Genomic DNA, 12,786 nt, shown 5'->3' on the forward strand with positions numbered 1-12,786 from the left:
ACGGCCCGTACGGCCGCCGCGCGCGGCGGCCCGTCGCACGTCAGCGCTTCGGCAGCGCCTCGGCGCCGGCCTCCGTGACCCGGGTCGCGCCGAAGTAGTCGGGCGAGTCGATCGGATCGAAGCGGATCACGGCGCCGGTGTAAGGGGCGTCGATCATGTAGCCGCCCCCTACATACAGGCCGACGTGGTGGATGGAGCGCGAGTCGTTCATGTCGTACGCGAAGAACACCAGGTCCCCGGGCAGCAGTTCGTCCCTGCTGGGGTGCGGCCCGGCGTTCCACTGGTCGTTCGCCACCCGCGGCAGCTCGATGTCCACGGAGGCGTACGCCGCCTTGGTCAGCCCCGAGCAGTCGAACCGGCCGCCCTCCTCCGGCGTGCCGTCACCGCCCCACAGATAGGGCGTGCCGAGCTTGTCCTGCGCGTAGTGGATGGCGCCCGCGGCCTGCTTCGAAGGCGACAGGCGGGAGGTGGGGGCGGCGAAGCTCTCCTCCAGGGCCTGGATGATCTGCACGTAGTTCTGCGTCTCGCGGTACGGGGGCACGCCGTGGTATTTGATGACGGCGTACGGTCCCGCGTTGTACGCGGCGAGCATGTTCTCGGTCGGGTCGCCGGGCACGTCCTCGACGTAGCCCGCGAGCTTGCAGTCGTAGGTGGCCGCCGACGGGATGGCGTCCTCGGGGTCGTTGATGTTGCGCTCGCCGTCGCCGTTGGCGTCGATGCCGTGGGTGGCCCAGGTGCCGGGCATGAACTGCGCGATGCCGCGCGCGTCCGCGGGGCTGACTGCGTTGGGGTCCCAGCCGCTCTCCTGGTATAACTGCGCGGCGAGCAGGGCGGGGTTGAGGGCCGGGCAGAGGTTGCCCCACTCCTGCACCAGCGGCTGGTACGTGGCGGGCACGGCCCCCTTCGCCAGGCCGACGCCGCGGCCGGCGAGACCGGACGCGGCGGTGTACGTGCCGACGACGAGCAGGGCCAGGAACGACAGGACCATCCCCGACCCCAGCGCCACGAACAGCCAGAGCTTGCGCACCCCTCAACCATCCCTCATCGGGCCCCGGCTGTCTGCCCGTTGCCTGCTCAACGTCCCTTGCCCGTACCGCCCTTCGCGCACAGCGCCGCGTCGGCCGCCCCCTGGAGGTCCGCCAGCCGGTCGCCCTCGGCGGCCCACGTGGTCGTGTAGACGGTGACCGTCCCGCGCCCCCGGTCCGCCCGCCCGCCGGCGACGGAGTCGCCCGGCAGGTCGCCGCCGTGACCCCAGTACACGCCGCCGCAGCTCAGCGGGAAGGACGCGACGCCGTAGCCGTACCTGCTGCCCTCGGGGTAGGTGTCCTGGCCGCCGACGTCGGTGGTGTCGTGGGTCATCGCCCGCAGCGCCCAGCCGGGCAGCAGCCTGCCGCCGAAGAGGGCGTCCCAGAAGGCGTTCTGGTCCTTCGGCGTGGTCACGAGGCCGCCGGAGGCGCCGAACTCGTAGCCGGGCAGGTCGGTCACGTCGGTGACGCCGGCCCCGGGGTCGGTCGGGTCGACGCCGTAGTTGCGGGCGTGCGGGCCGCGTATGGTCAGCTCGCCCTTCGCGGGCCAGTACGTGTCCTTCAGGTGCAGCGGTTCGATGAAGGTGCGTTCGATGTGCGTGCGGTAGTCCTCGCCGGTGACCTGATTGATCAGCAGGCCGAGCGCGAGGTAGTTGGTGTTGGAGTAACCCCAGCGGGCGCCCGGTTCGAAGTCGGCGGGGTGGCCGAGGGCGAGCGCGAGGTACTCCTCCTCGGTGGCGCCGCGGCTCCAGTCGACGTACTGCAGGTACTCCGGCAGCCCGCTGGTCTGCTTGAGCAGGTGCCGCACGGTGACGCCGGTGCCGGCGAGCTGCGGCACGTACCGCGCGGCGGGCGCGTCCAGCCGCACCGCGCCCGCGGCGACCAGCCGCATGACGGCGGTGGCGGTGAACGCCTTGGTGTTGCTGGCCATCCGGTAGCGGCCCTCGGCACCGACCATGGGCCGCCCGGTGGCGGTGCCGGCGACGCCGGCGGTACGGGTCGTGCGGCCGTCGTACGCGAGGGCACCGGGGACGCCGTCGCGCTCGACGAGGGCGTTGAGGCGGCGCTGTACGGGGTCGGGGGCGCCCCCGGCGCCGTGGGCGGCGGCGACGGGCGCGGCGGCACCGGCGACGACGGCGGCAAGGAGGGCGGCGGCCCCGGCGCGGCGGGCGGCGGTGCGGGTACGGATGCGGTTCACGGCGGTCTCCCTGGGTCGTGGTGTGGCGGGCTCCACCTTCGGCCCCGTACGCCCTGTGATCACTGGTGCCGACCGCCGGACCCGGGGTGGCGCCAGCACCACCGCCGCCCGTGCCGTACGGCCACCTCCGGCCGCCCTCACCAGGGGTGTTGACATAGAGAACACTCCAAGTGGTGCACTCGCCGCGTCCGACCAGACCGGCACCCGGAGGCCCGTACCCCATGACCCACGACTCGCCCGTCACCCTCGTCACCGGCGGCGGCAGCGGCATCGGCGCCGCCGCGGCCCGCCAACTCCTCGCCCGCGGCGGCCGCGTCGCCGTCACCGGCCGCGGCGCCGAGCGGCTGCGCCGGTTCGCCAAGGACGCCGGCGACCCGCCGGAGCTGCTGACCCTGCCGGGCGACGCCTCCGACCACGAGGCGGTGGCCGAGGCGGTGCAGGCGACGCTCACGGCGTTCGGCCGGCTCGACGCGGTCGTCGCCAACGCCGGCTTCGCCAGCCACGACGACCTCGGCACCGGCGACCCGGCCGGCTGGCGCGACATGGTGCTCACCAACGTCCTGGGCCCCGCGCTGCTGATCCGCAGCTCGCTGGAGGCGCTGCGCGAGACCCGCGGCCGGATCGTCATCGTCGGCAGCGTCGCGGGCTTCGTCTACGGCGCGGGCAACATCTACGGCATCACCAAGTGGGCGATGACGGGGCTGGCCGAGAACACCCGCCGCATGGTGACCGGCGACGGCATCGGCGTCACCCTCGTCGCCCCCGGCCGCACCGACACGCTCTTCTGGGACGGCATGGGCGGCGCGCCGGAGGGCATGGAGATGATGACGTCCGACCAGGTCGCCGAGTCGATCGTCTGGGCGCTGAACCAGCCGGAGGGCGTCGACGTCAACACGGTCGTCATGCGGCCCATCGGCCAGCCCGTGTAAGGCACATGGACGCGCCGCCCGCGCGCCCCCCGCGTACGACCCGCCCGCCGCCGCACCCCGGCGGCGGGCGCGCCGCGTCAGCCCGCGGCCGGCACGGGCACACCGGCCTCCGCGCCCTCGCCCACGGAGGCCGCCTCCACCTCCCCCACCTCCGACGCCGGCGACGCCGACACCCCCGGCCCGGCGGCCTCGTGCAGGGACGCCCCGACGCCGCTGACCGCACCGACGAGCACCACGACCCCCGAGACGACCGTCATTCCTTCGAACACATCCGCCGCCTTCCCCAGGGCCTGTTTGAGTCAAATCCACCAACGAGGCCCGCCCGGCGCCCGTCACCGCGGCACCCACTCTTCACATACTCCGATTCGGCGCAGGTCGGACAAGCCGATCGCCTCCCCGACCCCGCAGGCACGCAGCGTTGCCAATAGTCACCTAACGTGATACACACAGGAAAGTCGGCAGAGAGCGCCGAACACCCTTGTGAAATCCCCGCGGTTGACGCCAAATCGACTCTCACGAGGGCATCATCAGGGAGGATGGACAATGACTCCTGCCGTCCACCCCGGACGGCAACACAGCGCATGGGGCGGTGAGTTACGACATGTTCCTGGCAGCCGACAAGGGCGACATCAACACCATCATCGGCGGTATCGCCCCTGACTGGGGCCCCTTCGGAAGCCTGGGCCAAGAAGCGCGCGTGATGATCGAAGTGGTCATGGCGGTCGCGATCCTGCTGTGCCTGGGCATCGCGATCTGGGGGGCGGCCAAGCAGCGCATCGGCGCGACCGCGCTGCGCGACACGTTCAGCGCGGAGCAGGGCAAGGGGCTGATCGTGGCGGGTCTGACGGGAGTGTTCATCATCGGCTCCCTCGGCACCGTGTTCACAATCGTGTACGGAATGGCGGTGTAGGCCGGGCCGTGACTTCAGGGCCAGGCGTACGGCGAACGGCGGTGCGGCACACGGCGACGGGACGTCGCCCGAGCCCGCGACCCGGGAGGCAACCACCCCCCGGCCGCGGCCCGGGGACCCCCGTAGGACGTCAGACGGCGCACCGCTACCTTCTTGTGCCTACGGCACGCCGGTGCAACGCGGCACCGGCGCACGGAGGGGGGGACCCGGCATGAGCCACGACGACGACTACGTCGACTACGGCACCCCCGAACCCGGCACCCGCACCCGCTTCGCCGAAGGCGACAACGACGGCCGCTACGACACCCGCCGCGGCGGCCGCGTCTCGCCGTCCCGCGCGATGGTCACGGTCGTGGGCGTCGTGGTCCTCCTCATCGCCGCGATCGCTTTCGCGAACCGCGGCGGCAACACCGAGGACGACCCCGAATCCCCCGCCAACCCCGACACCAAAGCCCAACCCACCTCCCCCACAGGCGACACCCCCGTAAAAACCCCCACCAACGGCGGCATCCCCACAGGTTTCCCACAGTCGGCAGAGGGCGCCCAGTCGGCAGCGGCGAACTACACCGTGCCGCTGGCCGGCGCCGGGATGTTCGACGAAGACGAGCGTGCCGACATCGTCCGCGCGCTCTACGTCCCCGGTGTCGCCGAGGCCCGTCTCTCCGCTCTCGACGAGGTCTACGACGACCCGGCGTTCCTCCAGCGCATCGGCCTGGAGGACGACGGCACGGCGCCCACCGGCACGACGTTCGTCTCCCGGATCAACCCCGTAGGCGCGAGCGTGAAGGCTTACACCGACGACACCGCGAAGATCGCCGTCTGGTATTCGGCGCTCTTCGGCCTCGCCGGCGAGGACTCCGAGAACCCCGTCACCGAGAGCTGGTACACCACGACGTACGAGCTCCAGTGGGCCGACGGCGGCTGGAAGGTCTCCGACTACACGCAGAAGGACGGCCCGGTGCCCGTCGGGCGCGACCAGACCGCCTCCTCCGCCGAAGACATGGCCAAGGCAATCGAGGAGTTCGGAGGGTTCACCTATGCCCGCTGACCGCCGCCGCGCCCTCCGCCTGGGCGCACTCCTCGGGGGCGCGCAGTTCGTCGCCCTCCTCGCCGCCGGCCGCGCCGCCGCCCAGGACGGCGACTCCTGCGACCTCATCCGCGGCCCCGCCCGCGACTACTGCGAAGGCGAAGGCGACCGCAAGGGCTCCGCCCCCGACGCCCCCAGCGACCCGACCGAATCCGTCGATCCGCTGTCCTCGTTGGCGAAAGGGTGTGCCGAAGCCGCCGCCTGGACCATCGACAAGCTCTCCGACGCCGTCAACTCCACCACCACCGTCGACTTCACCAACGCCACCTTCCTGCGTCAGTACGCCGTCGTCTTCGCCGCCTCCACCATCCTCACCCTCACCCTCTGGCTCCTCGCCGTCGCCAAGCGCGCCATCCGCGGCGTCCCCCTCGGCGAAGCCCTCGGCGAGGCCATCGGGTTCCTCTGGCTCACCGTCCTCGCCTCCGCCTTCACCCCCCTCGTCCTCTACACCCTCGTCACCGCCACCGACTCCGTCACAGAAGCCATCGCTTCCGGTACGTCGTCCAACACCGACACCTTCTTCGGCGGCTTCTCGGAAGCGCTCAAGAAGGGCGAGGACATCGGCGGCGGCCCGATCATGCTCATCGTCGTCTCCCTCGTCTCCGTGCTCGCCGCAGGCGTGCTCTGGCTGGAGCTCGTCATCCGCGCCGCCCTCCTCTACGTCGGCGCCCTCCTCGGCACCGCCGTCTACGCCGGGCTCGTCGACAAGAACATGTGGCACCACGTCCGCCGCTGGGCCGGGATCATGATCGCCGTGATCCTCGTCAAGCCGGTCATCGTCATCGTCCTGGGCCTCGCCGGTGCCCTCTCCGCCGAGGAAGGACCCGACGCCTTCTCCGCCGTCGTCTCCGGCCTCGCGATCATCCTGCTCGCCATCTTCGCTAGCGCGATGATCTACCGCTTCGTGCCCGGCTTCGGCGACGAGATCATGACCGCCAAGCAAGGCCGCCGCGCCACCTCCGCCAACCCGGCCTCCGCCGTCATGGCCACCCCCGCCGCCCTCGTCACCGCCGGCATGAAGACCCACGGCTCCCGCACCTCGTCGTCGGGACCCGCCGGCGGCGGCGCCACCGGCGAGTCCCGCTCCGCGGCCAAGCCCGCCAACCCCGTCGCCGGCGGCGTCTCCGCCCACAGCACCCGCCCGCAGCAGTCCGCCCCGCCCAAGCCGAGCACCGCCAACCACAGCACCGGCGGCTCCGGTTCCGGCTCGCAGGGCGGCCGCAGCGTGCCCCCGCAGTCCCCCCAGCAGCCCGGAAACAGGAGGTGACCTGCGGTGACCACGCACCACACACCACCGATCACCCCCCGTCGCACGTACCTCATCGGCAAGGCCCGCCCCAACGCCATCGTCGGCCGCAACCGCGAGACCGGCGAGATCGGCATGATCATCGGCGGCGCCTTCCTCGGCATGATGTGCGGCCTCCTCGTCCCCGTGCTGACGCTGCGCATCGTGCTGCTGATGGGCTTCCCGCTGCTCGCCCTCGCCGCCGTCTACGTCCCGTACCGGGGCCGCACCTTCTACAGGTGGTTCGAGATCAGCCGCAGCCACCGCCGCCTCCTGCGCAGCGGCGCCGCCGTCTACCGCTCCGGCGCCCAGGAAGCCGGCACCCGCCTCAGCGGCGAGGAGGTCGCCGTCGGCACCCCGCCCGGCATCGGCCGCATCAACTGGATGGTCGCCCCCTTCGGCCCCGACGAGATCGCCGTCCTGCTGCACGCGGACCGCCGCACCGTCACCGCCGTCATAGAGATCGAGGGCCCCGGCGTCGGCCTGCGCGACAGCGAGGACCAGGAAGCCCTCGTCGACCGCTTCGGCACCCTGCTCAAGCACGCCGCCAACGGCGACGGCTTCGTACGCCGGCTGCAGATGCTCGCCCGTACGCTGCCCGCCGACCCCGACGCGCACGCCAAGGACGTCTCGCAGCGCGGCGACCCGCGTGCGCCGCAGTGGATAAAGGGCTCGTACGACCAGCTCCAGTCGATGGTCTCGACCTCCTCCGAGCAGCACCGCGCGTACTTCGTCGCCTGCATGCCCTACACGCGCGACCTCGGCCAGGAGGCCACGGTCATGGGCCGCGCGACCAAGCAGAGCCGCGACGACTGCATCGCCGTCATCATGGCCCGCGAGCTGGGCGACATCTGCGCCCGTCTCGCCGAGGCCGACATCCGGGTACGGCAGCCGCTGGGCATCGCACGGCTCTCGGCCCTCGTGCACTCCATGTACGACCCGGACCACCCCATCGACCACATCCAGGCCATGACCCAGCGCAACGCCTGGCCGGCCGAACTGGACGCCGTAGACCCGCAGTACCTGCGCGCCAAGACCCGCGAGTCGGCGACCCGCGACCCCTGGTGCCACTCCACGGCGTGGGTGAAGGAATGGCCGATGACCCCGGTCGGCGTCAACTTCCTCGCCCCGCTCCTCGTCCACACCCCGGACGTCATCCGCACGGTCGCCGTATGCATGGACCTGGAGCCCACAGAAGTGGCCATCGAGCGGATGCTGACGGAGAAGACGAACGACGACGCCGAGGCGTCCAGGCAGGCGAAGATGAACCGCGTCGTCGACCCCCGGGACATCGCCCACCACGAGCGCATCGACCAGCGCGGCGAGGACCTCGCCTCCGGCGCCGCCGGCGTCAACATCGTCGGCTACCTCACGGTCTCCGCCCGCTCCCCCGAGGCTCTCGCCCGCGACAAGCGCACGATCCGCGCCTCGGCGGGGAAGTCATACCTGAAACTGGAATGGTGCGACAGAGAGCACCACCGCGCCTTCGTGAACACCCTGCCTTTCGCGACCGGGATCAGGTGACCCCCATGGCCCAGCGGTTGATGCTCCCCTACGACAGGGAACGCGCGGCGCACCGCGCCCCCTCGCCCCACGCCCCGGTCCCCGCCCGGAAGGGCACCCCGTACGAGCGCGGGCACCGCCGCGCGCTCGTCAGCACCCCGCCCTCCGCGACCGGGATCAGGTGACCCCCCATGGCCGACCTCCTCGATCTGGCGACGCGCGCCTTCGCGGGCTTCGTCTTCGGCAAGACGGAGACCCAGCGGCTGCCCGTGCGCACCTCCTCCGCGCAGGCGCAGGCCGTCTATCTGCCCACCGCCGCGCCCGGCCTGGGCGACTCCGGCGTCATCATCGGCCGCGAGGTCTACAGCGGCAAGGGCTACATCTACGACCCCTTCCAGCTCTACGGCCAGCAGCTCCCCGCGCCGCACTGGCTGGTGCTCGGCGAGTCGGGTAACGGCAAGTCCGCGCTGGAGAAGACCTACGTCCTACGCCAACTGCGCTTCCGCGACCGCCAGGTCGTCGTGCTCGACGCCCAGGGCGAGGACGGCGTCGGCGAATGGGCGCTCATCGCGCAGGAGCTCGGCATCACCCCGATCCGCCTCGACCCCCTCGCGGCCCTCGACAGCGGCATCCGCCTCAACCCGCTCGACCCGGCGATCACCACCACCGGCCAGCTCGCCCTGCTCCGTACGATCATCGAAGTCGCCACCGGCAGCGGCCTGGACGAGCGCTCCGGCTTCGCCCTCAAGGTCGCCCACGGACACGTCACCGAGACCGTCACCGACCGCCAGCCGGTGCTCACCGACATCGTGGAGCAGCTCCGCCACCCGGCGCCGACTGCCGCCGAGGCCATGAACGTCGACGTCGAGGACGTCCGCAACTGGGGCCTGGACGTCGCCCTGGTCCTCGACCGCCTGGTCGACGGCGACCTGCGCGGCATGTTCGACGGCCCGACGACCGTCGGCATCGACCTCGACTCGCCGCTCATCATCTTCGATCTCTCCCACATCGACCGGAACTCGATCGCCATGCCGATCCTCATGGCGATCGTCGGCGTGTGGCTGGAGCACACCTGGATCCGCCCGGACCGCAAGAAGCGCATCTTCCTGGTCGAAGAGGCGTGGCACATCATCAACTCCCCCTTCGTCGCCCAGCTCTTCCAGCGGCTGCTGAAGTTCGGCCGCCGGCTCGGCCTCTCGTTCGTCGCCGTCGTGCACCACTTGTCGGACGTCGTGGACGGAGCCGCGGCGCGGGAGGCGGCGGCGATCCTGAAGATGGCGTCGACACGTACGATCTACGCCCAGAAAGCCGACGAGGCCCGCGCGACGGGAAAAGTCCTCGGACTGCCGCGCTGGGCCGTCGAGATCATCCCGACCCTGACGCCCGGCATCGCCGTCTGGGACGTCAACGGCAACGTGCAGGTGGTCAAGCACCTGGTGACCGAGGCCGAACGGCCGCTGGTCTTCACCGACCGGGCGATGACGGAGTCCGCCCCGGTACCGGCCCTGGAGGCGGCGGACGACACCGGCCCGGTGGTGATGGCGAAGGAATCGACGGTGGCCTGAGATGGCGCAGGGTCGCGGTGGACGAAACCGGGGCGGCGGGCAGCAGGACGGCCCGGAGCGGGGCATCCCCGATGCCCTGCTCCTCGGCATTCTGGCGTTCCTGCTCGGCCTGACGATCCTGGCGTGGACGGCGACGGGTCTGTCCGGGCTGCTGGCGCACGGCGCGTGGCCTGACGGCGTCAAGTTCACACGCACGCCGCTGGCGATGCGCGAGCTGGTCTCCGAACCGCACGACCTGCCTGCCGCCTGGCCGGACACGCCGCGCGAGTCCCTGTCGGGGTGGGGGCTGTTCTGGGGCGTGTTCATCAGCCAGTTGATGGTGCTCGGCACGTTCACGCTCGTGGGGATGACGACGACGGCGAGCTGGCGGGCCCGCCGGGCGGCTGCACGCAAGGCGGCCGCGGGAGACGAGGCGCTGGCAGGCGGCCTGGAGAGCCGGTACGAGGAGCGGGACCTGTACGAGGACACGGAGTCCCCGGCGCAGCCCACGCCCCAGCGCAGAGCGCCCGTACGACCCACGCAGGAGCCACGCCCGCAGCCCACCCGGCCCCTCCCCACCGTCCCGCGGCAGGGCCAGGCCCAGCCCCCGGCCGGACTGCCGCCGACGCACGCCGGCCCGCTGGTGTTCCGCAAGGGCAGCCCGACGGCGATGGCGGTCACCCGGGAGACGCTGCTGGGAGCGGAGGGCCCCGCGCTCGTCATCACCTCGGACGCCACCCTGTGGGCGGACACCAAGGACGCCCGCGGCAAGCTCGGCCCCGTCCTCGTCTACGACCCGGGTCAGCTCTGCGACACCCCGGACCGCCTCCGCTGGTCCCCGGCCGCCGGCTGCACGGACCGCGGCACGGCTTCCGAGCGAGCGGCAGCTCTCCTACGCCCGGTACGCCCCCAGCACCGTACGGACACCACGGTGGCGGACACCGCGGAGACGATGCTGGCGTGCTGGCTGCACGCCGCCGCCGTAGCGGACCGCCCCTTCGCCCAGGTCCACCGCTGGGCCCAGGGCACGGGCGCCCACGAACCGGTGGGCATCCTCCGCTCGGCGCCAGAGGCGGCGTCGGGCGCGGCCGGCGAGCTGGAGTCGGCGTTGACGGGGCATCCGGAGCGGCGGGACGCGGCGGCGGAACTGGTGGCGACGGCGCTGGAGGGCATGTCGTCGATCCACATGCGCAACGCTTCCAAACCGACTCGAGCAGATTCGCTCGTATTGGAGTCATTCATCGACGAAGGGGGAACGCTCTATCTGGTGGGTGAAGCCATCGAGGGCCCCCGGTCCCGCCCGGGTGCGATGCCACTGCTCACCGCCCTCGCCACAGACGTGGTCGAGCACGGCCGCCGCATGGCCGCAGGGTCATCCACCGGCCGGCTCGACCCACCACTCACCCTCGTCCTCGACGACGTAGCCGCAGTCGCCCCCCTCGCCCAACTCCCCGCCCTCCTCACGGAAGGCGACCGCGAGGGACTGCCCACGCTGGCCACGATGCGCTCGCCGGAGCAGGCGCGCAGCCGCTGGCCGGGGCTGTCGCTGGGGGTGTGAGGGGTGCAGAAATGACTCAACCCCCGGACATCGTCCGGGGGTTGAGTACTAAAGATTGTTCGGCGGTGACCTACTCTCCCACACGGTCCCCCATGCAGTACCATCGGCGCGGTCGGGCTTAGCTTCCGGGTTCGGAATGAGACCGGGCGTTTCCCCAACGCTATGACCACCGAAACCCTAAAAGGGTCAGCGAACAAGCACACTCTTCAATTAAGTGAACAAACTCAAGCCAACCCGACAACAATGGTTTGCTGTCTGGGAACAACACAGTGGACGCAAGCAGCTATGGACAAGCCCTCGGCCTATTAGTACCGGTCACCTCCACCCCTCACAGGGCTTCCAGATCCGGCCTATCAACCCCGTCGTCTACAGGGGGCCTTAACCCCACAAGGGGGTGGGAGTCCTCATCTCGAAGCAGGCTTCCCGCTTAGATGCTTTCAGCGGTTATCCCTCCCGAACGTAGCCAACCAGCCATGCCCTTGGCAGAACAACTGGCACACCAGAGGTCCGTCCGTCCCGGTCCTCTCGTACTAGGGACAGCCCTTCTCAAGACTCCTACGCGCGCAGCGGATAGGGACCGAACTGTCTCACGACGTTCTAAACCCAGCTCGCGTGCCGCTTTAATGGGCGAACAGCCCAACCCTTGGGACCGACTCCAGCCCCAGGATGCGACGAGCCGACATCGAGGTGCCAAACCATCCCGTCGATATGGACTCTTGGGGAAGATCAGCCTGTTATCCCCGGGGTACCTTTTATCCGTTGAGCGACGGCGCTCCCACAAGCCACCGCCGGATCACTAGTCCCTGCTTTCGCACCTGCTCGACCCGTCAGTCTCGCAGTCAAGCTCCCTTGTGCACTTACACTCACCACCTGATGACCAACCAGGCTGAGGGAACCTTTGGGCGCCTCCGTTACATTTTAGGAGGCAACCGCCCCAGTTAAACTACCCACCAGACACTGTCCCCGATCCGGATCACGGACCCAGGTTAGACATCCAACACGACCAGAGTGGTATTTCAACGACGACTCCACAACCACTGGCGTGGCCGCTTCACAGTCTCCCACCTATCCTACACAAGCCGAACCGAACACCAATATCAAGCTATAGTAAAGGTCCCGGGGTCTTTCCGTCCTGCTGCGCGAAACGAGCATCTTTACTCGTAATGCAATTTCACCGGGCCTATGGTTGAGACAGTCGAGAAGTCGTTACGCCATTCGTGCAGGTCGGAACTTACCCGACAAGGAATTTCGCTACCTTAGGATGGTTATAGTTACCACCGCCGTTTACTGGCGCTTAAGTTCTCAGCTTCGCCACCCCGAAGAATGACTAACCGGTCCCCTTAACGTTCCAGCACCGGGCAGGCGTCAGTCCGTATACATCGCCTTACAGCTTCGCACGGACCTGTGTTTTTAGTAAACAGTCGCTTCTCGCTGGTCTCTGCGGCCACCCCCAGCTCCCCGTGTAAAACGGATCACCGGAAACGGCCCCCCTTCTCCCGAAGTTACGGGGGCATTTTGCCGAGTTCCTTAACCATAGTTCACCCGAACGCCTCGGTATACTCTACCTGACCACCTGAGTCGGTTTAGGGTACGGGCCGCCATGAAACATCGCTAGAGGCTTTTCTCGACAGCATAGGATCATCCACTTCACCACAATCGGCTCGGCATCAGGTCTCACCCATAAAGTTGCGCGGATTTACCTGCACAACGGGCCACACCCTTACCCCGGGACAACCACCGCCCGGGC

General features: G+C 70.0%; 11 protein-coding genes and 2 rRNA genes (1 of these 13 cut by a window edge). 8 read left to right on the forward strand and 5 right to left on the reverse strand.

Annotated elements, in window-relative coordinates; genetic code table 11:
• Window positions 1–40: 40 nt before the first annotated feature.
• Window positions 41–1,027, reverse strand: coding sequence for a C40 family peptidase (locus tag CXR04_RS16085; RefSeq protein WP_101423012.1), 987 nt, complete (start codon window positions 1,025–1,027; stop codon window positions 41–43).
• 47 nt (window positions 1,028–1,074) lie between these two features.
• A complete protein-coding gene (locus tag CXR04_RS16090) occupies window positions 1,075–2,223 on the reverse strand; it encodes a serine hydrolase domain-containing protein (protein WP_101423014.1) in 1,149 nt (382 codons plus the stop codon).
• Between the two features lie 221 nt (window positions 2,224–2,444).
• Between CXR04_RS16090 and CXR04_RS16095 the strand changes: the two genes are divergently transcribed.
• Entirely contained in the window at window positions 2,445–3,152 is a 708-nt protein-coding gene (locus tag CXR04_RS16095) for an SDR family oxidoreductase (protein ID WP_101423016.1), read from the forward strand.
• A 77-nt stretch (window positions 3,153–3,229) separates the two neighbouring features.
• Here CXR04_RS16095 and CXR04_RS16100 read toward each other — a convergent pair whose 3' ends face one another.
• A complete protein-coding gene (locus CXR04_RS16100) occupies window positions 3,230–3,421 on the reverse strand; it encodes a hypothetical protein (protein ID WP_101423018.1) in 192 nt (63 codons plus the stop codon).
• 332 nt (window positions 3,422–3,753) lie between these two features.
• Between CXR04_RS16100 and CXR04_RS16105 the strand changes: the two genes are divergently transcribed.
• From CXR04_RS16105 to CXR04_RS16130, 7 genes are all read left to right on the forward strand, one after another.
• Window positions 3,754–4,062 (forward strand): hypothetical protein, encoded by a 309-nt coding sequence (locus tag CXR04_RS16105; protein WP_018840935.1) that lies wholly within the window; start codon window positions 3,754–3,756, stop codon window positions 4,060–4,062.
• Window positions 4,063–4,273: 211 nt separating this feature from the next.
• A complete protein-coding gene (locus CXR04_RS16110) occupies window positions 4,274–5,110 on the forward strand; it encodes a hypothetical protein (RefSeq protein ID WP_101423020.1) in 837 nt (278 codons plus the stop codon).
• Entirely contained in the window at window positions 5,100–6,416 is a 1,317-nt protein-coding gene (locus CXR04_RS16115; RefSeq protein WP_101423022.1) for a hypothetical protein, read from the forward strand. The genes CXR04_RS16110 and CXR04_RS16115 overlap by 11 nt, the downstream gene beginning before the upstream one ends.
• Window positions 6,417–6,422: 6 nt before the next feature.
• A complete protein-coding gene (locus CXR04_RS16120; RefSeq protein WP_101423024.1) occupies window positions 6,423–7,958 on the forward strand; it encodes an SCO6880 family protein in 1,536 nt (511 codons plus the stop codon).
• A 5-nt stretch (window positions 7,959–7,963) separates the two neighbouring features.
• Window positions 7,964–8,122: a hypothetical protein gene (locus CXR04_RS34855; protein WP_159072328.1), complete on the forward strand. Its 159-nt coding sequence runs from the start codon at window positions 7,964–7,966 to the stop codon at window positions 8,120–8,122.
• Window positions 8,123–8,128: 6 nt separating this feature from the next.
• Entirely contained in the window at window positions 8,129–9,502 is a 1,374-nt protein-coding gene (locus CXR04_RS16125; RefSeq protein ID WP_101423026.1) for an ATP-binding protein, read from the forward strand.
• 1 nt (window position 9,503) lies between these two features.
• Window positions 9,504–11,039, forward strand: coding sequence for a type VI secretion protein (locus tag CXR04_RS16130; RefSeq protein WP_101423028.1), 1,536 nt, complete (start codon window positions 9,504–9,506; stop codon window positions 11,037–11,039).
• Window positions 11,040–11,096: 57 nt separating this feature from the next.
• Here the strand turns inward: CXR04_RS16130 and rrf are convergent.
• Both rrf and CXR04_RS16140 read right to left on the reverse strand, forming a co-directional pair.
• A 5S ribosomal RNA gene (rrf, locus tag CXR04_RS16135) occupies window positions 11,097–11,213 on the reverse strand.
• Between the two features lie 111 nt (window positions 11,214–11,324).
• A 23S ribosomal RNA gene (locus CXR04_RS16140) occupies window positions 11,325–12,786 on the reverse strand (it continues 1,668 nt past the right edge of the window).

It is taken from the genome of Streptomyces sp. CMB-StM0423, from assembly GCF_002847285.1.
Classification (GTDB): Bacteria; Actinomycetota; Actinomycetes; order Streptomycetales; family Streptomycetaceae; genus Streptomyces.

Excerpts from the sequence above, each read along its gene's own strand:
- CXR04_RS16095 (WP_101423016.1), top strand. The coding sequence starts at position 2,445 with ATGACCCACGACTCGCCCGTCACCCTCGTCACCGGCGGCGGCAGCGGC.
- CXR04_RS16105 (WP_018840935.1), top strand. The coding sequence starts at position 3,754 with ATGTTCCTGGCAGCCGACAAGGGCGACATCAACACCATCATCGGCGGT.
- CXR04_RS16110 (WP_101423020.1), top strand. The coding sequence starts at position 4,274 with ATGAGCCACGACGACGACTACGTCGACTACGGCACCCCCGAACCCGGC.
- CXR04_RS16115 (WP_101423022.1), top strand. The coding sequence starts at position 5,100 with ATGCCCGCTGACCGCCGCCGCGCCCTCCGCCTGGGCGCACTCCTCGGG.
- CXR04_RS34855 (WP_159072328.1), top strand. The coding sequence starts at position 7,964 with ATGGCCCAGCGGTTGATGCTCCCCTACGACAGGGAACGCGCGGCGCAC.
- CXR04_RS16125 (WP_101423026.1), top strand. The coding sequence starts at position 8,129 with ATGGCCGACCTCCTCGATCTGGCGACGCGCGCCTTCGCGGGCTTCGTC.
- CXR04_RS16130 (WP_101423028.1), top strand. The coding sequence starts at position 9,504 with ATGGCGCAGGGTCGCGGTGGACGAAACCGGGGCGGCGGGCAGCAGGAC.